Consider the following 18,955-nt stretch of genomic DNA (forward strand, 5'->3'; position numbering starts at 1 on the left):
GCGCCCGTCAGGAATCGGTGCGCGACACCCAGGGAATGCGGGCGACGCCGATGCCTTCCTCCTCCAGCTCGCGCGCCTCGGCTTCGGTGGCCTCGCCGTAGATGTCGCGATGCTCGGATTCCTCGTAGTGGATCTTGCGCGCCTCGTCGGCGAAACGGTCGCCGACATACTCGCAGCTCTCCTCGATCTTGCGGCGCAGCGCCTCGAGCTGGCGACGCGCCTCGGCCATGGTGGTGTGGGTCCGGCGGCCGTCCTCGGCCTGGACGTCCTTGGGCGGGCGCTTGGCGATCGCCGGCGCCATCAGCGCCTTCTCGACCGAGCTGCTGCCGCACACCGGGCAGTTGACCTCACCGGCCGCCACCTGCGTGTCATAGGTGCCGCTGTTCCGGAACCAGGCCTCGAAGCCGTGGCCGGCCTCGCATCGCAATTCGTACAGGATCATCGCATTCCGTGCTCCGCTTTCGTCATACGATGGTCCGTCACGGGCCGCAAAGAAAATGACGTCTCAGATTCCGCCGATGCCGCATATCCCCCCTGTGTCCGCGTGGGTCTCGCGATTCGCGCCGCTGGTTCCGAAGACCGGGCCGGTGCTCGACCTCGCCTGCGGCAGCGGCCGCCATCTGCGTCACTTCCGGTCCCGCGGCCATGCCGTCGTCGGCGTCGATGTCGACCTGCAGGGCGTGGCGGATCTGGCCGGGGCCGACGGGGTCGAGATCCTGCGGGCGGACATCGAAGCCGGCCCCTGGCCCTTCGCCGGGCGCCGCTTCTCCGGCATCGTCGTCGCCAACTACCTGCACCGGCCGCTTCTGCCGGTGGTCGTCGAGGCGCTGGCCCCGGGCGGCGTGCTGATCTACGAGACCTTCGCCCAGGGCAACCAGCGCTTCGGCCGCCCCTCCACCCCCGCCTATCTGCTGAAGGCGGGAGAGTTGCTGGACACGGTGGCGGGACGGCTGCAGGTCATCGCCTACGAGCATGGCGAGGTCGCCTCGCCCCGCGCCGCGGTGGTGCAGCGGATCTGCGCGATTGCCGACCGGACGCCAGTGCCGGCGCTGGACGGGTCGCCCGAACCGCATCCCCTGCCCGCGCCCTGAACGCTCCTCATCCGCGACCAAAGCCTCTAGGATCGCCGGGATTTGCGAAAACGTCCGGCTTTTGCAGTCAGGAGGAGACAGGCGTGGCCGAAGGAACGATCGTCTGGGGCGTGCTGGGCGCCGCCAAGATCAACGACAAGGTCGTCCCGCCGATGACCCGGGCCCGGCACTGCCGGGTCAAGGCCATCGCCTCGCGCTCGGCGGAGAAATCCGCGGCCGCGGCGGCGAAATACGGCCTGCCTGTGGCCTATGACAGCTACGAGGCGCTGCTGGCCGACCCGGAGATCGACGCGGTCTACATCCCGCTGCCGAACCATCTTCATGTCGAATGGACCCTGAAGGCGGTCGAGGCCGGCAAGCATGTGCTGTGCGAGAAGCCGATCGGGCTGAACGCCGAACAGGCCCGGCAGCTGATCGCGGCGCGCGACAAGGGCGGCCGGCGCATCCAGGAAGCCTTCATGGTTCGCACCCATCCGCAGTGGCTGAAGGTGCGGGAGCTGGTGCAGGACGGGACGATCGGCGAGCTGCGCGCCATCGCCGGCGCCTTCACCTATCGCAACATCGACCCGAACAACATCCGCAACAAGGCCGACATCGGCGGCGGCGGCCTGCTGGACATCGGCTGCTATCCGATCACCACCTCGCGCTTCGTCACCGGGCGCGAGCCGCGCCGGGTGGTGTCGCTGCTGGACCGCGACCCGGTGTTCAAGGTCGACCGGCTGGGCAGCGTCCTCCTCGACTATGACGGGGTGCAGGCCAGCTTCGTCTACTCCACCCAGATCCCCGGCTACCAGCGCATGCAGTTCCTGGGCACCAAGGGCCGGATCGAGGTGGAGATCCCGTTCAACGCGCCGAACGACCGGCCCTGCCGCCTGCTGGTGGACGACGGGTCGAGCCTGTTCGGCGAGGGCATCAAGCCGGTCGAGATCCCGGTCTGCGATCAGTACGGGGTCGCCGCCGCGGCCTTCGCCGAGGCGATCCTGACGGGCGGCGAGCAGCCGGTGCCGCTGGAAAACACGCTGGCCAACATGCAGGTGATCGACGCGGTCTTCCGCTCCGCCCACACAGGCCGGTGGGAGACGCCGTGAGCGAGGTGCCGACGGTCGCCGAACCGACCGCCATCACCCGCGAATCGCTGAAGAACGGCGTGCTGCAGCGCATGATCGCGGCCGGCGACCCGACCGCGGAGGTGCTGTCCTTCGAGGCGCTGGCGGAGTCGCGCCGGGCGCTGCTGGCGGCGGAGGGCGCGGCCGGCGGCGATGTCTGGGTGTTCGGCTACGGCTCGCTGATCTGGAACCCGGCCTTCCATTTCGTCGAGCGGCGCACCGGGCTGATTCATGGCTGGCACCGCCGCTTCTGCCTGTGGACCTCGCTGGGCCGCGGCACGCCGGAGCGGCCAGGGCTGGTGCTGGGCCTCGACCGCGGCGGCACCTGCCGCGGCGTCGTGTTCCGGATCGCCGCCGCGGCGGTGGAGGAGGAGCTGGACCTGATCTGGCGGCGCGAGATGGTGACCGCCTCCTACACCCCGCGCTGGGTCACGGCGGCGACGTCCGAGGGGCCGGTGCGGGCGATCGCCTTCACCATCAACCGCGACCAGCCGCGCTATGCCGGCCGGCTGAGCGAGGAGGAGACGGCGCGGGTGCTGGCCCGGGCCCACGGCCAGCTGGGCAGCTGCCAGGAGTATTTCCGCTCGACCCTCGACCATCTGGTCGAGCTGGGCATCCGCGACCACGGGCTGGAGGCGCTGCGGCGCCGGATCACGACGATCGAGCCGGGTTGAACTGGCCGATCCGCAGATATCGGGAATGAACGCGGCCCCCGGGACGTCTTGTCGTGTGAGCCGGGCGGCCTGACCGCCCGCATCACAACCCGGAGATCCCCGATGCGCCGTTCTTCGCGCGCGCCCCTTCCCTTCGCCCTGGCGCTCGGCCTGCTCTACGCGTCCGGCGCCACCGCAGCGACTTGGACTCTGGCCGGCCCGTCGACGGACCCGATGCTGATCACCGTCAAGGACGGGAACGGCGGCGGGCACGGGGGCGGCAACGGAGGTGGAAACGGCGGGGGCAATGGAGGCGGTAACGGCGGCGGCAATGGTGGCGGCAGGAGCGATGCCGGAGACGACCGCGGCAGCAGCACCGACAGCTCCCGCGGGCGGACGTCCGCCGCAGCGGGCGATACTGCTGTCGACGACGACACCGGCGTTGACGTGAGCCGCCCGGGCCGGGCCCGTAAGGCCGGGACCGGGGCGTTCCCGAACCATGGCGCCCGGGTTTCCACCTCGGTCGCGCTGTCCAAGGAGCTGGGCTACGGCGCGCGTGTCGGCGCCATGCAGGCCAATTTCGGCACGCCGGAGGAAACCGGCATCCGGGCCCTGGAGGACCGGATCGCGGCGCTCAAGGCGGACCCGACCACCGATCCGCGTGTGATCGACGCCCTGGAGGACGAGCTTGCCGAGCGGATCGCTTCGGTGAAGCCCGGCGCGGGGCCGACCGGGAACTGGGAGTCGACCAATCTGGACGTCGACGGCAACGGCGTGGTCGACGAGCACGACCTCGCCCTCGCCCGGCAGGGCTTCCGCCCGTTCGACTGAGCACGGTGAGCTCGACCAGCAGCGGATTCGGGGCGCGACGGCACCGTCGCGCCCCGATGCCGTTCAGAAGCTGGCCTGCACCCGGTAGAGGGCGGCATAGGCGCCGCCGGCGGCCAGCAGCTGCTCATGCGTGCCCTGCTCTGCGATGCCCTGGTCGGTCAGGACCAGGATGCGGTCGGCCTGCCGCACCGTCGACAGCCGGTGGGCGATCACCAGCGTCGTGCGGTCCCGCGCCAGATCCAGAAGCGCCTGCTGCACCGCCCGCTCGCTCTCGTTGTCGAGGGCGCTGGTGGCCTCGTCGAAGATCAGGATCGCCGGATCCTTCAGGAAGGCACGGGCGATGGTCAGCCGCTGCTTCTGCCCGCCGGACAGCTTGACGCCGCGCTGGCCGACATCGGTGTCGTAGCCGTCCGGCAGCGCCATGATGAAGTCGTGCGCATTGGCCGCCCGGGCCGCCGCGACGATCTCCTCCCGCGTCGCGTCCGGCCGGCCGTAGCGCAGATTCTCCGCCACGGACCCGGCGAACAGATAGACATCCTGCTGCACCACCCCGACGGCTCGCCGCAGCGAGGCCAGGGTGACGTCGCGGATGTCGATGCCGTCGATCAGGATCCGGCCTTCGGTCACCTCGTAGAAGCGCGGGACCAGGGCGCAGAGCGTGCTCTTGCCGGCGCCCGAGGCGCCGACCAGCGCGACGAACTCGCCCGGCCGGATATCCAGCGACAGGTCGCGGAACACCAGCGGCCGGTCGTCCTCGTAGCGGAAGCCGACGTCCCGGAAGCTGATCGCGCCGCGGGGCCGGGCCAGCTCGACGGCGCCGGCCCGGTCCCGGATGTCCGGCTCGACCTCCAGGATCTCCATCATCCGGGTGAAGCCGGTGTAGCCCTCCTGCCAGAGCCGGGCGAAGTTCGCCAGCCGCTTCACCGGGTCGACCAGCGCCGCGACGCAGAGCAGGAAGGTCAGCATGTCGGCGACGGCGAGCTGCCCTTCGGCGACCCGGACAGCGCCGGCGACGATGATGATCACGGTGATCAGCTGCGGGAAGGTCTCCGTCCCCATCGAGAAGAAGGCCTCGCTGCGGTAGCCGGCGCGGCGGCTGTCCAGGAAGGCCGTGTTCTGTGCCTCGAAGCGACGGTTCTCGACATCCTCGTTGGCGAAGGACTGCACCACGCGGATGCCGGCGAGCGAATCCTCCACCCGCTCGTTGACCGCCGCGATCCGCTCGCGGCTGAGCAAGAGCGCCCGGTTCATCCGGCGGTTGAAGTGCAGCGCATAGGCGACCGCGAAGGGCAGCACCGCCAGGATCATCAGCGCCAGCGGCAGGTCGAGCCAGGCCAGGATGGCGATCGCCCCGGCGAATTTCAGCACCGCGATCGCCAGGTCCTCGGGCCCGTGGTGGTAGAGCTCGCCGAGCGAGAACAGGTCGTTGGTGATCCGGCTCATCAGCTGGCCGGTGCGCTCGCGGTCGTAGAAGCCGAAGGACAGCTTCTGCAGATGCTCGAACAGCTCGCGGCGCAGGGCGCTTTCCATCTTCGCGCCCATGACATGGCCCTGGTAGTCGACGAACAGGTTGGCGAGCGCCTGCAGCAGGACCACGGCGAGCATGGCCGCGCCGAGGAGATAGACCTCGTCGAGCGCCCCGGGGCTGTCGCCCAGGCCGGTGAGCCGCTTGGTGACGATATTGGCGCCGAGCGGCAGGATCAGCGCCGTGGCGGAGACGACGACGGCGCAGAGCAGGTCGGCCGCCAGCAGCGGCAGGTGCGGCCGGTAGGCGGACAGGAACTTGCGCATCCGCGCCCAGGCCACGGCGCGCGGCACGTCATGGCCGGACCGCAGGGGCGACGGCGCGGGAACAGGCTGGAAGCGGGAAGCATCGACCGCGGCAGCCGGGCTGCGCGGTTGGAGAGCGAGATCGCTAGAGGCGGCGTCTCGATGCGCCGGCGACCTCCGGATTCGGGACAACATGAAGCTTCATGTCCTTGCGAGGGGCGGGAACTCCTTTCTTCTCGGACATGAAGGTCGTCATCTTGCCCTCCTGGCATCGGTCGGCGGCGCACCATAAGCCAGCCGCGGCTTTCAAGCAACCCGGCGGACCGCCGGCGGTCACACCCGCATCCGCCGCCGCCGGGCCTGCACCGGCTGGCGCGGGTGGCCGGTGGCGTCGTCGGTCTGCCAGGCCTGAGACTGGAACTTCAGGAACAGCGCCGCCCAGCGACCCTGCGGGAAGGCGATCAGCAGCGCGCCGTCCTGGCCGGTGCCGTTGTCGCCGCGGAAGCGCTCCTCCGGGCTGCCCTGGTTCATGTGGATGTTGTGCATGCCGCGCGACGGCATGAAGCCGAAGCCGTGATCGGCCACCGGGTCCGGCCCGAAGGGCTCGCCGAACACGTAGAGCATCGCGGCGGGCTCGGCGATCGCGCGGGCGACGATGCGGTCGATCTTCTCGTTCAGGTCGTTGTCCGGCCCCGGCCGAGTGGCCGGCAGCGGCCGCATGTGCGACCGGTCGAACAGCCCGTCGCGGACGTAGTCCAGCCCCTGGCCCCTGGGGATCGCGGTGAGGCCCGGCACCAGCGCCGCCAGCCGCGCGGTCACCGGATGGTCGAAATCGGCGTCGAGCACATATTCGACCGCCGACGGCCAGGACGAACCCTGGACGTTGACCGCCACCCGGTGGTCGCGGCCGCCATCGTCATCGACGCGGATGTGGTAGTGGGTCGACCCCTCGGCGGCGAGGCGGCGGTCGGTCGGGCGCCCCTTGAGCACCGCATAGCGCTCGAGCGCCATTCTCCGCGGGCTATTCCCCGGCCGCGCGCAGCGGCGGGCCGGGCGGCGTGACGCGGCGGTCGTGGCGCAGCGCCGGCACGGCGTTGCGCGCCTCCTCCACCCGCGCCAGGTCGATCTCGGCGGTGACGAAGCCGACCTCCTCGCCGGCATCGGCCAGGACCTCGCCCCAGGGCGCCACGATCAGCGAATGGCCGTAGGTCTGGCGGCCCTTGTCATGGGTGCCGGTCTGGGCCGGGGCGATGACGAAGCTGCCGGTCTCGATCGCCCGGGCGCGCTGCAGCACATGCCAATGCGCCTGCCCGGTCTTGCGGGTGAAGGCGGCCGGCACGCTGAGGATGTCGGCCCCGGCCTGGGCCAGCGCCCGGTACAGATAGGCGAAGCGCAGGTCGTAGCAGACGGTCAGGCCCAGCACGCCGCCCGTGGGCAGCGGCGCCACCACCGCCTGGTCGCCCGGGCCGAAGGTGGCGCTCTCGCGGTAGCGCTCGCCGCCGGCCAGATCGACGTCGAACATGTGGATCTTGTCGTAGCGCGCCAGGATCTCGCCCGACGGCGCGAACAGGTAAGAGCGGTTGGCGGCCTTGCCGTCGGGCAGGCCGATGGAGAGCGACCCGATCAGCAGGGTCGCCCCGGTCTCGCGCGCCAGATCGGCGAAGAAGGGGAGGCCGGGATGCCGCTCCTCCGGCAAGGCGCGCTCGAGGACGGGCTCACGGCCCTGGACGATGAAGCCGGTGTTCTCCGGCGTGGCGATCAGCGTCGCCCCGGCGTCGCGGGCCCGCCGGATCAGCACCCCCGCGTCCCGCAGATTCGGCTCGATCTCGGTGCCGACATTGAGCTGGACGCAGGCGGCGGTGAAGCGGGTCATGCCATCGTCCTCGGACAAGGAGAAGGATCAGGCCGGCGCGGATTCGGCCAGGAGCGGATCGAGCCTGCCGGCGCGCTCCAGCGCCTGGAGGTCGTCATTGCCGCCGACATGGGTGGCGCCGATGAAGATCTGGGGCACGGTGTTGCGGCCGTTGGCGCGCTGCCGCATCTCCTCCCGCCGCGACGGCTCGGCCACCACATCGATCTCCTCGAAGCTGACGCCCTTCTGGGTCAGGAGCTTCTTGGCCATGTAGCAATAGGGGCAGAACGGGCTGGAGTAGACGGTGACCGGTGGCATGCGGATCCTCCGACGAGTTCCTCGAATATGAGGTCATTCCGCGGCCGATGCCAGGGGTCTGCACCCGTGGAATGGCGCCCATGTCCTGAGCGGGACCCGCAGCGCCTCAGCTGCCGGGCGGCGGCACCCGGGCCAGGGTGACGACATCGATGCCGGCCGCCCCCTTGCGCCGCAGCGCCCGGGCGCATTCGTCGATGGTGGCACCGGTGGTCAGCACGTCGTCGACCAGCAGCACGCGGCGGCCTTCGACCAGCGCCTCGCGGCCGGGCCGCACGGCGAAGGCGCCGGCGACATTGCGCCGCCGCGCCTTACGGTCCTGCCCGCCCTGGCTGGGCGTCGGCCGGCGGCGGACCAGCAGGTCCGGCGCCACCGGCCGGCCGGCTTCGCGGCCGAGCGCGAGCGCGAGCAGCGCCGCCTGGTTGTAGCGCCGGCGCAGAAGGCGCCATCGGTGCAGCGGCACCGGCGCGATCACATCGGCCTCGGCCAGGAACGGCGCCGCCGCCCCCTGCAGCAGGCGGCCGAAGGCCGGCGCCGCATGGGTCTGGTCGCCATGCTTGAACGCCAGGATCAGCTTGCGGCTGAGATCGTCGTAGAGGAAGGCGGCACGGGCCCGGTCCCACAGCGGGGGAGTGGCGGGGCAGTTGGCGCAGACCGGGTCGTCGCCCGCCCCTGCCGCCGCCGCATGGTCGAAGGGCAGGCCGCAGCGGCGGCATTGCGGCGGGCCGAGGAAGGCGAGCCCGGCCCCGCAGGCGGCGCACCGCGCCCCCGGCGCCATGATCTCGGCGCCGCAGGACAGGCAGCGCTGCGGCAGCACCGCGTCGAGCAGGGCCATGCCGGCGCGTCTGATCCACGGGGCGAGGAGCGTGCGCAAGACGCCCTATCGGCCGAGCGCGACGCCCTCGCGCCGCGTATCGGCCCCGCCGACCAGTCCGTCCGGGCCGATCTGGATGCCCTGCAGCCCGCTGACCTGTTCGGTCACCGCCACGTCGTGGCCGCGCGTAGCCAGGGCGTCCTGCAGCGCGGCTGCTTCCGTTCCGGCCTCGAGCTCGGTCCGACCATTGAGGTTGACGACATGGCCCAGCTCGATCGCCCGCTGCACGTTCAGCCCCCAGTCCAGCACCCCGATGATAGCCTGGGCGACATAGGGGATGATACGGGCACCGCCGGGCGACCCGATCACCAGCACCGGCTTGCCGTCCCGGTCCAGCACGATGGTCGGCGCCATCGAGCTGCGCGGCCGCTTGCCGGGCTCGACCCGGTTCGCCACCGGCCGGCCGCCGGCAAAGGGCAGGAAGGAGAACTCGGCCAGCTCGTTGTTGAGCATGAAGCCGCGCACCATCAGATGCGAGCCGAAGGCGCCCTCGATCGTCGTGGTCAGCGACACGACGCTGCCCTCGGCATCGACGATCGAGACATGGCTGGTGTCGGAGGATTCGGCCGAGGTGTCGGAGCTCCACTCCTGCCCGATGCGCCGCGACGGGTTGCCCGGCGGCGCCGGCACGGGCGCGGCCCAGCCGGCCGAGATCGTCTGCGCCCGGGTGGTCAGGTAGGCGTTGTCGACAAGGCCCGATGCCGGCACCAGGACGAAATCCGCATCGGCGAGATAGCGGTCGCGGTCGGCAGTGGCCAGCTTGCCGGCCTCGGCGAACAGGTGCCACGTCTCGGCCGCGTCGGGGCTCAGCGCCGGCATGTCGAAATGCTCGAGCAGGCCGAGGATCTGGCCGACCCCGATGCCCCCGGCGCTCGGCGGCCCCATGCCGCAGATCCGCCAGGCGCGGTAGGGGACGCAGACGGGCTGGCGCTCCACCACCCGGTAGATCTCCAGATCAATCGCTTCCAGCCGGCCGGGATTGCCGGACGCGCCCTGGACCGCGGCGACGATGTCGGCGCCGATCGGGCCCAGATATAAGGGCCTGTCGCCGTCGCTCAGGATGAAGCGCAGCGTGTCGGCGAAGGCCGGGTTGCGCAGCGTCTGGCCGGCCTGAAGCGGCTGGCCGTCGGGAAAGAAATAGTCTCGCGCCCGCGGATCCCGCTTCAGCCGCTCCGCCGTGTCGCCGACGAGAAGGCCGGCCAGCCGCGGCGACACGGCGAAGCCCTTGGCGGCCAATTCGATCGCCGGCCGGAACAGCCGGTCGAGCGGCAGCCTGCCCCAGCGCCGATGCGCCTCAAGCAGCAGCTTCAGCGTGCCGGGCGTGCCGACCGCCCGGCCGCCGACCGCCGCGGCGCCGAACGGCATCGGCCGGCCGTCCGGGCCGAGGAACATGCTGCCATCCGCCGCCCGCGGCGCCGTCTCGAGCCCGTCGAGAGAGGTCAGCCGGCCCGACCGCCCGTCATAGTGCAGCAGCAGCGCCCCGCCGCCGATGCCGCTCGACTGCGGCTCGACCAGGTTGAGCACCAGCTGCACCGTGATCATGGCGTCCACCGCTGTGCCGTTTTCCGCCAGCACGTCGTAGCCGGCCCAGGCCGCCACCGGATTGGTCGCCGCCACCATGAACTGCTTGGCGCGGACCGCGGGCTCGGCCGGGCGGGCGGGCGCAACCTGGCTCGCGACGACGGAAGCCGTGCCTTCGGGCGGCGAATCCGACCGGGCCGCGCCCGCCCCGAACAGCAGGCCGGCGCCGACCGTGCCGCCCAGAAGCAAGGCCCGCCCTACGGTGCACCGCATCCTCTCCCCCCGGCAGATTTCGCGAAATCCGCATAAGGGAGTATTCCACGGCGACGGCCGGTTCCCAATCCCCCGTCTGGGAGGCAGGCCCTTCCGCGTCGTCAGGTCAGGTTGAGGCCGCCGTCCAGCATCACGATCTCGCCGGTCACATAGTCCGAGCGGATCAGCCCGAGCACCACCTCGGCCACGTCCGCCGGCTGCGCCGGGCGGCGCATCGGCGCCGCGGTGGCCCAGAGTTGCTGCGCTTCGGCCCAGTCGGCGGTCATCGGCGTGTCGACCAGGCCGGGGGCGACGGCATTCACCCGGATCGCCGGCGCCAGCGCCTTGGCCAGCAGGCGGGTGACGTGGTGCAGCGCCGCCTTGGTGGCGGCATAGGGCACCGAGGCGCCGCGCGGCCGGGCCCCGGCGTGGGAGCCGATATTGACCACCGCGGCCGGCCGGCCCCGCGCCGATGCCGATTGCCGCAGCGCCGCCTCGGCCTCCGCCACCAAGAGCCAGGGGGCGATGACGTTGACCTGGTGCAGCCGGCGCCAGAGATCCGGCGTCGCCGTCTTCAGGTCGGCATGCGGCACCGTGGCGGTGATGCCGGCGCTGTTGACCAGCGCGTCGATCCGGCCGTGCCGCGCCAGCACCGCCTGCACCAGGGCCGGCGGCCCGTCATCGGTCGCCAGGTCGGCGGCGGTGTGGCCGGCGCCGCCGCCCAGCTCCGCCGCCAGCGCCTCGCCGGTCTCGATCGAGGCGCGCGAATGCAGCGCCACGGCCCAGCCTTCGGCGGCCAGCCGCCGCGCCACCGCGGCGCCGATCCCGGAGGTCGATCCCGTCACCAGCGCCACCGGCCGGTCCGCTGCGGTCATGATCGTGTCCTTCGCTGTCGTCCTTCGCGCCACCAAGGGCGGTGCGGTGGTCCTCCGCAGCCCCTATAGTGCGCGTCATGATTGATTCCGACAGCATGATGGTGTTCGACCGGGCGCTGGTGCGCCGGCGGCGCGACCGCGCGGCGCCGGGCCTGGCCGGACACAATTTCCTGTTCGAGCATGTGGCGGCGATGCTGGCCGACCGGCTGCTCGCCGTCACCCGCCGCTTCCCGGTGGCGCTCGACCTCGGCTGCCACGACGGCGCCCTGGCTCGGGCGCTGGACGGCAGCGGCCGGGTCGACACGCTGGTCCAGGCCGACCTGTCTCCCGCCTTCGCCCGAAGCGCCGCCGCCAACGGCCGGCCGACCCTGGCCTGCGACGAGGAACTGCTGCCTTTCGGCGAGGGCACGCTGGACCTGGTGCTGAGCAACCTGTCGCTGCACTGGGTCAACGACCTGCCCGGCGCCCTGCTGCAGATCCGCCGGGCGCTGCGGCCGGACGGGCTGTTCCTGGCGGCGATGCTGGGCGCCGGCACGCTGGCCGAGCTGCGCGCGGTCCTGGTCGAGGCGGAGACCGAGCTGATGGGCGGCGCCAGCCCGCGCCTGTCCCCCTTCGCCGATCTGCGCGACGCCGCCGGCCTGCTGCAGCGCGCCGGCTTCGCCTTGCCGGTCGCGGATGCCGAGACGGTCACGGTGACCTACGAGGACGCCTTCCGCCTGTTCGCCGACCTGCGCGGCATGGGCGAGACCAATGCCGGGCTGAACCGCAACCCGGCGACGCCGCCGCACGCCTTCTGGCCCACCGTCGCCGCCCGCTATGCCGAGCGCTTCGCCGAGGCGGACGGGCGCATCCCGGCCAGCTTCGAGGTGCTGTTCCTGGCCGGCTGGGCGCCGCATGAGAGCCAGCAGCAGCCCCGCCCGCGCGGTAGCGCCACCCGCTCTCTGGCCGAGGCGCTGGGGACCGTCGAGCGGCCGGTGCGTCAATAGCGCCGCCTTATCCTTGCCCCCGATACAGCGCCATGGCAGCGGGCAGCTCGGCCTGCAGCGCCTGGATCCGGGTGGAATCGGCGGGGTGGGTCGACATGAATTCCGGCGGCGCGCCGCGGCCCTCGGCCTGGGCCATCGCCTCCCAGAAGCGTACGGCTTCCTGGGGGTCGTAGCCGGCCCGTGCCATCGCCTGGACCCCGAGCCGGTCGGCCTCCAGCTCCTGGTCGCGTGAATAGGGCAGGATCACCCCATACTGCACGCCGGCGCCGAGCAGGCCGGCGATCTGGTCCGTGGCCGCCATGTCGCCGGCCTGCATTGCCGCCATCAACGCCTGCATGCCGATCTCCGCCGCCATGCTGCGGCTGATCCGCCGGGCGCCATGCCGGGCGTGGACATGGCTGATCTCGTGCCCGACCACGGCGGCCAGCTGCGCGTCGCTGCCGGCCACGGAGAACATGCCCTCATAGACCCCGACCTTGTTGCCGGGCACCGCGAAGGCGTTCATCTCATGACCCTGGAAGACCACGAACTCCCATTCCGCCGGGTTGCCGCCGGTGGCCGAGACCAGCCGGCCCGCCACCTGAGCCAGCATCCGGTTCATCTCCGCATTGCCGGACGCCGCCCGCTCGGCACGGAGCTTGGACCAGGTCTGCTGGCCCAGTTCCGCTTCCTGCTGCGGCGAGACCAGGATGAAATCCCCGCCCTCGCCGCCGGGCACGCAGCCGACGACCAGGGTGCCGGTCGCGCCCACCAGGGCGACGAGGACCTTGCGGCGGTGCAGAGTCAGACTCCGACACATCGAACGTCTTGCTCCCCCTTGCTGTCGTTCGATGCGGTCAACCCGCGGCCGCGGGCAAAAGATCCCGCTTCATGACGATGGCGTCGACCGCGGCGGCGCCGACCTTGTAGTAGCCCTTGCGGATGCCGGCCTCGCGGAAGCCGGCGCCTCGATAGAGCGCGAGCGCCGCCGCATTGTCGGTCGCGACCTCGAGGAACAAGGCCTTCGCGCCCGCCGACGCGCAGCGGTCGACCAGCGCATCGAGCAGCAGGCGCCCGCCGCCCCGGCGGCGCCGGCCGGGCAGCAGCCCGATCGACAGCAGCTCCGCTTCGTCCGCCGCCACCCGGCCCAGGGCATAGCCGGCCGGCTCTCCCGCCTCGTCCAGAGCGATCAGCGTCAGCACGCCGGGGCCGGCCAGAAGCTGCGCCAGCTGCTCCGGCGCCCAGGCCTCGGCGAAGGCGGATTCGTACAGGGCCGACAGCACCGCGGCCTCGGCCGGGCCGGCCTCGACGATGCGCATCACGGCTTGGGCACCGGCGCGGCCAGGGGCACCGCGTCGGGCGGCCGGACGTAAATCGGCGGCGGCGGCCCCTCGCGGGCCTGGTCCGCGCGGTCCTCGGCCATCCGGGCCACGGTGGCCGGATCGATCGCGGCGGAACCGGCGCGGCGGATATCCGGCCGGCCGGCCAGCGCGGGCAGCACCAGATGGGCGCCGTCGCCGGCGACGGTCACGGGACCGGGCGGAATCAGAGCCGCCAGCTCGGCGGCGGGCAGGCACAGCGGCTCACCCAGCGGAGTGCCCGCGGCGTCGAACAGCCGGGCGAAGGGCTCGGCCCGACGCCCGTCCAGCGCCACCAGGATCGTGCCCGCGGCGACCGGGCCGAGATCGGCCAGCACGGCGTCGAAGCTGGGGATGCCGACGATCCCGCGGCCGGTCCCGAGCGCCAGGCCGCCGACCGCGGCGAGCCCGACCCGGAGCCCGGTGAAGGATCCGGGACCGGTGGTGACGCCGAACAGCTCGATCTCCCCGGGCGCGACCCCGGCCTCGTCCAGCACCTCCAGCACCAGCGGCATCAGCCGGGCCGCGTGGCCCTGGGCCATCGCCTCGGTCCGCGCGGCCAGCACCCGCCCGTTACGCCGCACCGCCACGCCGCAGCCGGCGCCGGCCGCATCGAGCCCGAGCACGATCACGCGCCGGCTCCTGCACATGCCGCGGACATTCGGGCGCTGTTCATAGTGAAATCCGGTCCGTACACGCTCTCACACGATCCGGCAGGCTTCCTCGAAGGCCAGGCGCGGACGGCGGGGGAATTCCTTGCTGCGGTCGACATAGCCGATATCGACCAGGAGGCTGGAGCGCCAACGCGTGCCGGAAAGGAAGGCCGCGTCGACCTTGGCGCGGTCGAACTCGCCCACCAGCCAGCAGCCGAGGCCGAGGCCGCGCGCCGCCATGATCAGATAGGCGGCCTGCATCGCCGCGTCGCGATGCGCCGTCTCCTGCGCCAGGTCGGGCCGGGCGGCGAAGCGGATCGCCGTCTCCGGCTCGTCCGGCAGCAGCTTCGGCAGATGCTCGTGGAAGGCCGAATCATAGGCCACGATCGCGGTCACCGGCGCCTGCAGCGTCGCACCCAGCACCTCCGGATCGACCGCGGGCCGCAGCGCCGCCTTGCCGGGCTCGGAGGTGACGAAGACGATCCGCGCCGGACAGGAATTGGCGCTGGTCGGCCCCCGCTTCATCAGGTCATAGACCGCTCGGAGCGTCGCCTCCGGGATCGCCTCGTCGAGGAAGGCGCATCGGGTGCGGGCCTCCCGGAACAGCGTGTCGAGCGCGATCTTGTCGAGCGCCATGGCCGTCTGCCGCAGAAAGTCTCAGCTGGCGGCAGGTAAGCCCAACCCGCGATCCGCGGCAAGCCGCGCGGAATCGAGCTCGACGAGATCGTTCCCACGGATCATGGCCCGGACATCGCGGATATAGGCCGTTCCGCGCGTGGAATAGCGCAGGAGGGTCGACGCCAGGTCATAGCCGTCAAGCTTCTGCCGCGCAGCTCGGAGATCCGCGCGGCGGGCGCGGAAGCCGGCATAGGCCGGATGGGTGTTGAGGTTGCGGGCATAGGAGGCGACGCCGTCGATCAGCCGGTCGAAGGCGGCGTAGCGCACCGCCGATCCCGCCGTCTGGCCGAACAGGGCGTTGCGGCGCTGGGCGCTGTAGGAGGTGCCCCAGCCCGATTCGACCGCGGCCTGGGCCAGGGCCAGGGACGGCGGCACCACGTCGACCCGCAGCAGCAGCTCGTCGATGTCGCCGTCGGCCACGCCGTAGCGCTCGCCCAGCTCCGCCAGCCAGGCCCGTGAATCCGCCGAGGGCGCCAGGCCGAGATGCTGCAGCCCCTGCAACGCCAGCAGCCGGTCGCGGTCGTGGCGGATGTCCTCGTTGACCCGCAGCACCAGCGGCAGCAGGGCGTTGAAGAACAGATCCTTGCGCAGATCGGTCGAATTCAGCCGGCGCAGGTCGGCGGGCATCGCCTCGACCAGCAGGCGCGGCACCTCGGCCTCGCCGTCGCGCACCTCGGTGAGAGTGTAGTCTGCGCTGTCGAAGATGTCGCTGAGCTTGCCCGCGCTGTCGACCTTGAGGACGATGTCCGAGGTCTTGTCGATCGGCGGCACGGCCGAGGCAGGCAGAACCTGTTCCTGCTGCGGCGGCAGATCCGCCACCTGCAGCTCGGCTTGCGGTTGATCGGTGGTGATCGGGGAGGGTGCCGCCGGCTCAGCCAGGGCGGCGAAGGGCACGATCAGCAAAAGGCCGGCCAAGGCGGCGGCCGGTCGAAACACACGGAACTGCATGGACCTCGTTCTTGGTTGCGCCCGGGCCAGCGGTCCCGGGCGCCCCGCCTATCGGCACGACCGGGTCCGCGGGCGCCCCTCGAACCGGGGCGCCGCCGGGTGGAGCGCAGCCCGCCGTCAGGCGACGGCGCGCACCTCCGTCACTTCGGGGATGTAGTGGCGCAGCATGTTCTCGATGCCGGCCTTCAGCGTCATGGTCGAGCTGGGGCAGCCGGAGCAGGAGCCCTGCATGTGCAGATACACCACGCCGTGCTCGTAGCCCTGGAAGATGATGTCGCCCCCGTCCTGGGCCACGGCAGGCCGGACGCGGGTGTCGATCAGCTCCCGGATCTGGGCTTCGATCTCGGACTCCTCGGCCGACTGGGAGCCCTCCGCCGCCGTCTCGGCCAGGATGACCGGCCGGCCCGCGGTGAAATGCTCCATGATCACGCCGAGGATCGAAGGCTTCAGCACGTACCAGTCAAGGGTGTCGGCCTTGCTCACGGTCACGAAATCGGTGCCGAGAAACACGCCGGTGACGCCCTCGATCTCGAACAGGCGCTGCGCCAGGGGCGACCGCGCCGCCGTCTCCGGCGACGGGAAGTTGGCGGTGCCCGCATCCATCACCGCGCGGCCCGGCAGGAACTTCAGGCTCGCCGGGTTGGGTGTCTGCTCGGTCTGGATGAACATGGACACGGTTCCTTCGATATGCCCGGCCCTCATGGCCGCGGCGCCGGCAGGGTGAAGACGACGGCCAGGAAGATCAAGACGAAACCGGGCACGACAGAGTCGCGCGCCAGTTGCGGCCGACCGTCCGGACCGTTGCTCGCGCAACCTCACCGTCCCGACGAGGTCGGATAGGGGGCGGTGATTACGGCTGATTTGTGGCGCCCGGCCCGGTCATTCAAGATGTCGCAGGGCGTGGCGGGCGATCTTCCACATCGCGGTCGGCAGCCCGGCCTCGCCCAGCCGATCCGGCGGCACAAGGATTCCGCCTTCGACCGGCGCGTCGAGGCGGCCGGCCGCCACCGTCAGCTCGAAGTCGAAATGGGTGAAGCCGTGCCGCACCAGGCCGGGCAGCAGGCGCCAGCCGCTGCCGCCCGGCGCCTCGGCCAGCACCGCGGCGAGATCCGGCATCGGCTGCTCGAGCCAGGCGGAGGACGGCACCTCCATCATCCCGCCCAGCATCCCCTTGGGCGGCCGGCGGCGCAGCAGCACCTGGCCGCGCGCATCGGTCAGCCAGAAGGCCACGGCGCGGCGGGTCGGCTTGGCCGCCTTGGCCCGCTTGGCCGGCAGGGCCTCGGCGGTGCCGCGCTTCCGGGCCCGGCAGGGCGCGGACCAGGGGCAGAGGATGCATTTCGGGCTGCGCGGGGGGCAGATGGTGGCGCCGAGATCCATCACCGCCTGGGCGTAGTCGCCCGGCCGAAGGATCGGGGTCAGGGCGGCGGCGTGGGTCTTCAGGATCGGCTTGGCCGGCGGCAGCGGCGTCTCCACCGCGAAGATCCGGGCCATCACCCGCTCGACATTGCCGTCCATCACCGCGGCCGGCCGGTCGAAGGCGATCGCCGCGATCGCCGCCGCGGTGTAGTCGCCGATCCCCGGCAGCTGCCGCAATTCCGCCTCCTCCGACGGGAACACTCCGCCATGGCGTTCCACCACCAGGACGGCGCAGCGATGCATGTTCCGGGCCCGGGCGTAGTAGCCGAGCCCCGCCCAGGCGCGCAGGACCTCCTCCACCGGCGCCGCGGCCAGGTCGGCCACGGTCGGCCAGCGCCGGGTGAAGTCGAGGAAATAGTCCTTCACCGCCGCCACGGTGGTCTGCTGCAGCATGATCTCGCTGAGCCAGACCCGGTACGGGTCCGCCCGCTGCCCCGGCGGCGCCCGCCAGGGCAGGACGCGGCGGTGCCGGTCGTACCAGGCCAGGAGCGACGGGGCGAAGTCGGCAGGGGTGAATTCGGCGGACGTGGCTGTGTCGGGCATGGCTCGCGTTGCCGCTCGGGGGTGCATTGCGCCACTATAGGCACCCGAGTCCCGCAATTCGATCCGATCCTGCAGCTGCCGATGAGCTATCCGAGATCCATGGCCGCCCTGGTCCCCGCCCTCGCCCGCAAGGCGCTGGGCGGCGGGCGCAGCGCCATCGGCAGCCTGTTCGCGGACTGGCCGTCGGTGGTCGGCGAGCACTGGGCCGACCGGGCGGTGCCGGAGAGGCTGAGCTTCCCGGCCGGGAAGCGCGACGGCGGCACGTTGGCGCTCAGGGTCGACCCGGCCGACGCCCTGCTGCTGCAGCACGATCAGGACCGGCTGATCGAGCGGATCAACGGCCATTTCGGCTATGCCGCGATCACCCGGATCAAGCTGGTGCAGGCCCCCTTGGCCCGCCAGCCCGCGACACCGCGCCGCCGTTCCCTGACCCCGGCGGAAGAGGCGATGCTGGAAGGGCCGCTGGAAGCGGTGGACGACCCCGAGTGGAAATCCCGACTTGCGGCCTTCGGCCGGGCGCTCTATGCCCGGACGCCACCGCGATGAAGTCGGGCGCGATGATGCTGAAATCGGTGCGACGAGGCCCGGATCCCATGGAGATCACCCGATGCTGAAGACCCTGCTCGCCGGCTTGGCCCTGGCCGCCGCGACGTTCATGGCCGGATCGGCCTCGGCCCAGGACACTGGGAAGGCCTGGGATCCGAAGATCACCGACACCGACTACGTGCTCGGCAAGGCCGACGCGCCGGTGACGATGCTGGAATTCGCCTCCTTCACCTGCCCGCACTGCGCCGCCTTCAGCAACGACGTGCTGCCGCAGATCGAGAAGGCCTATGTCGACACCGGCAAGGTCAAGATCGTGTTCCGCCAGTTCCCGCTGAACGGTCTGGACCTGCGGGCCGGGATGATGGCGCGCTGCGCCCCGCGCGAGCAGTATTTCAACATCGCCAAGGTGCTGTTCCAGACCCAGCAGAGCTGGGCCATGGCCAGCGACCCGATCGGCGCCCTGGCGCAGATCGGCGGCATGGCCGGGCTGCCGAAGGACAAGTTCGACGCCTGCCTGGCCGACAACAGCGTCGCCGACGGCATCGTCAACGGCATGCAGGCGGCGCAGACGGAATACCAGGTCGACGCCACCCCGACCTTCGTCATCGAGGGCGAGAAGGTGGCGGGCGAGAACAGCTTCGACTCCTTCAAGGCGATCTTCGACCGGAAGCTCGCCGAGAAGGGCGTCGCCACCAACTGACCGGCCAG

At 71.7% G+C, this 18,955-nt stretch carries 22 protein-coding genes; 7 read left to right on the top strand and 15 right to left on the bottom strand.

What is annotated here, in order from left to right; translation table 11 throughout:
* Nucleotides 1-7: 7 nt before the first annotated feature.
* A complete protein-coding gene (locus tag LG391_RS22300; protein WP_225770253.1) occupies nt 8-442 on the bottom strand; it encodes a DUF1178 family protein in 435 nt (144 codons plus the stop codon).
* A gap of 94 nt (nt 443-536) precedes the next feature.
* On the opposite strand from LG391_RS22300, the gene LG391_RS22305 reads away from it, so the two are divergent.
* From LG391_RS22305 to LG391_RS22320, 4 genes are all read left to right on the top strand, one after another.
* Nucleotides 537-1,091, top strand: coding sequence for a class I SAM-dependent methyltransferase (locus LG391_RS22305; RefSeq protein ID WP_308013063.1), 555 nt, complete (start codon nt 537-539; stop codon nt 1,089-1,091).
* An 83-nt stretch (nt 1,092-1,174) separates the two neighbouring features.
* Entirely contained in the window at nt 1,175-2,179 is a 1,005-nt protein-coding gene (locus LG391_RS22310) for a Gfo/Idh/MocA family protein (RefSeq protein ID WP_225770255.1), read from the top strand.
* Complete coding sequence (locus LG391_RS22315) at nt 2,176-2,871, top strand: gamma-glutamylcyclotransferase (protein WP_225770256.1); 696 nt, start codon at nt 2,176-2,178, stop codon at nt 2,869-2,871. Before LG391_RS22310 ends, LG391_RS22315 begins: the two co-directional genes overlap by 4 nt.
* Before the next feature lie 102 nt (nt 2,872-2,973).
* Nucleotides 2,974-3,681, top strand: a complete 708-nt coding sequence (locus LG391_RS22320) for a hypothetical protein (RefSeq protein ID WP_225770257.1) — start codon at nt 2,974-2,976, stop codon at nt 3,679-3,681.
* 63 nt (nt 3,682-3,744) lie between these two features.
* On the opposite strand, the gene LG391_RS22325 is transcribed toward LG391_RS22320, so the two are convergent.
* The 7 genes from LG391_RS22325 to LG391_RS22355 form a co-directional block, all read right to left on the bottom strand.
* Nucleotides 3,745-5,499, bottom strand: a complete 1,755-nt coding sequence (locus LG391_RS22325) for an ABC transporter ATP-binding protein (protein WP_225770258.1) — start codon at nt 5,497-5,499, stop codon at nt 3,745-3,747.
* A 285-nt stretch (nt 5,500-5,784) separates the two neighbouring features.
* Nucleotides 5,785-6,462, bottom strand: coding sequence for a YukJ family protein (locus LG391_RS22330; protein ID WP_225770259.1), 678 nt, complete (start codon nt 6,460-6,462; stop codon nt 5,785-5,787).
* Between the two features lie 10 nt (nt 6,463-6,472).
* Nucleotides 6,473-7,324, bottom strand: coding sequence for a carbon-nitrogen hydrolase family protein (locus LG391_RS22335; RefSeq protein ID WP_225770260.1), 852 nt, complete (start codon nt 7,322-7,324; stop codon nt 6,473-6,475).
* A 27-nt stretch (nt 7,325-7,351) separates the two neighbouring features.
* Nucleotides 7,352-7,621: a glutaredoxin 3 gene (gene grxC / locus LG391_RS22340; RefSeq protein ID WP_225770261.1), complete on the bottom strand. Its 270-nt coding sequence runs from the start codon at nt 7,619-7,621 to the stop codon at nt 7,352-7,354.
* Between the two features lie 106 nt (nt 7,622-7,727).
* On the bottom strand, nt 7,728-8,453 hold the full coding sequence (locus LG391_RS22345; protein ID WP_225770262.1) for a ComF family protein: 726 nt from the start codon (nt 8,451-8,453) through the stop codon (nt 7,728-7,730).
* A 45-nt stretch (nt 8,454-8,498) separates the two neighbouring features.
* Nucleotides 8,499-10,286, bottom strand: a complete 1,788-nt coding sequence (ggt, locus tag LG391_RS22350; RefSeq protein ID WP_225770263.1) for a gamma-glutamyltransferase — start codon at nt 10,284-10,286, stop codon at nt 8,499-8,501.
* A 101-nt stretch (nt 10,287-10,387) separates the two neighbouring features.
* The gene (locus tag LG391_RS22355) at nt 10,388-11,140 is read right to left on the bottom strand and encodes an SDR family NAD(P)-dependent oxidoreductase (protein ID WP_225770264.1); all 753 of its coding nucleotides are present in this window, start codon (nt 11,138-11,140) and stop codon (nt 10,388-10,390) included.
* 77 nt (nt 11,141-11,217) lie between these two features.
* Here LG391_RS22355 and LG391_RS22360 point away from each other — a divergent pair, with 77 nt between their 5' ends.
* A complete protein-coding gene (locus LG391_RS22360; RefSeq protein ID WP_225770265.1) occupies nt 11,218-12,126 on the top strand; it encodes a methyltransferase domain-containing protein in 909 nt (302 codons plus the stop codon).
* A gap of 7 nt (nt 12,127-12,133) precedes the next feature.
* On the opposite strand, the gene LG391_RS22365 is transcribed toward LG391_RS22360, so the two are convergent.
* The 7 genes from LG391_RS22365 to mutY form a co-directional block, all read right to left on the bottom strand.
* A complete protein-coding gene (locus LG391_RS22365) occupies nt 12,134-12,925 on the bottom strand; it encodes a M48 family metallopeptidase (RefSeq protein ID WP_225770266.1) in 792 nt (263 codons plus the stop codon).
* A gap of 37 nt (nt 12,926-12,962) precedes the next feature.
* Nucleotides 12,963-13,424 carry a ribosomal protein S18-alanine N-acetyltransferase gene (rimI, locus tag LG391_RS22370; RefSeq protein ID WP_225770549.1) on the bottom strand — a complete coding sequence of 154 codons (462 nt, stop codon included), beginning with the start codon at nt 13,422-13,424 and terminating at the stop codon, nt 12,963-12,965.
* Complete coding sequence (tsaB, locus tag LG391_RS22375) at nt 13,424-14,095, bottom strand: tRNA (adenosine(37)-N6)-threonylcarbamoyltransferase complex dimerization subunit type 1 TsaB (protein WP_225770267.1); 672 nt, start codon at nt 14,093-14,095, stop codon at nt 13,424-13,426. Before tsaB ends, rimI begins: the two co-directional genes overlap by 1 nt.
* Nucleotides 14,096-14,164: 69 nt before the next feature.
* On the bottom strand, nt 14,165-14,752 hold the full coding sequence (locus LG391_RS22380; protein ID WP_225770268.1) for a malonic semialdehyde reductase: 588 nt from the start codon (nt 14,750-14,752) through the stop codon (nt 14,165-14,167).
* A gap of 21 nt (nt 14,753-14,773) precedes the next feature.
* Nucleotides 14,774-15,742: a glucosaminidase domain-containing protein gene (locus LG391_RS22385; protein WP_225770269.1), complete on the bottom strand. Its 969-nt coding sequence runs from the start codon at nt 15,740-15,742 to the stop codon at nt 14,774-14,776.
* Nucleotides 15,743-15,859: 117 nt separating this feature from the next.
* On the bottom strand, nt 15,860-16,411 hold the full coding sequence (locus LG391_RS22390) for a NifU family protein (RefSeq protein WP_225770270.1): 552 nt from the start codon (nt 16,409-16,411) through the stop codon (nt 15,860-15,862).
* 210 nt (nt 16,412-16,621) lie between these two features.
* Complete coding sequence (gene mutY, locus LG391_RS22395) at nt 16,622-17,701, bottom strand: A/G-specific adenine glycosylase (protein WP_225770271.1); 1,080 nt, start codon at nt 17,699-17,701, stop codon at nt 16,622-16,624.
* An 81-nt stretch (nt 17,702-17,782) separates the two neighbouring features.
* Here mutY and LG391_RS22400 point away from each other — a divergent pair, with 81 nt between their 5' ends.
* Together LG391_RS22400 and LG391_RS22405 are read left to right on the top strand one after the other, a co-directional pair.
* Nucleotides 17,783-18,247, top strand: a complete 465-nt coding sequence (locus LG391_RS22400) for a DUF721 domain-containing protein (RefSeq protein ID WP_225770272.1) — start codon at nt 17,783-17,785, stop codon at nt 18,245-18,247.
* Between the two features lie 61 nt (nt 18,248-18,308).
* On the top strand, nt 18,309-18,947 hold the full coding sequence (locus LG391_RS22405) for a DsbA family protein (protein ID WP_225770273.1): 639 nt from the start codon (nt 18,309-18,311) through the stop codon (nt 18,945-18,947).
* The last annotated feature ends 8 nt before the right edge of the window (nt 18,948-18,955 follow it).

Source organism: Inquilinus sp. Marseille-Q2685, assembly GCF_916619195.1.
Classification (GTDB): domain Bacteria; phylum Pseudomonadota; class Alphaproteobacteria; order DSM-16000; family Inquilinaceae; genus Inquilinus.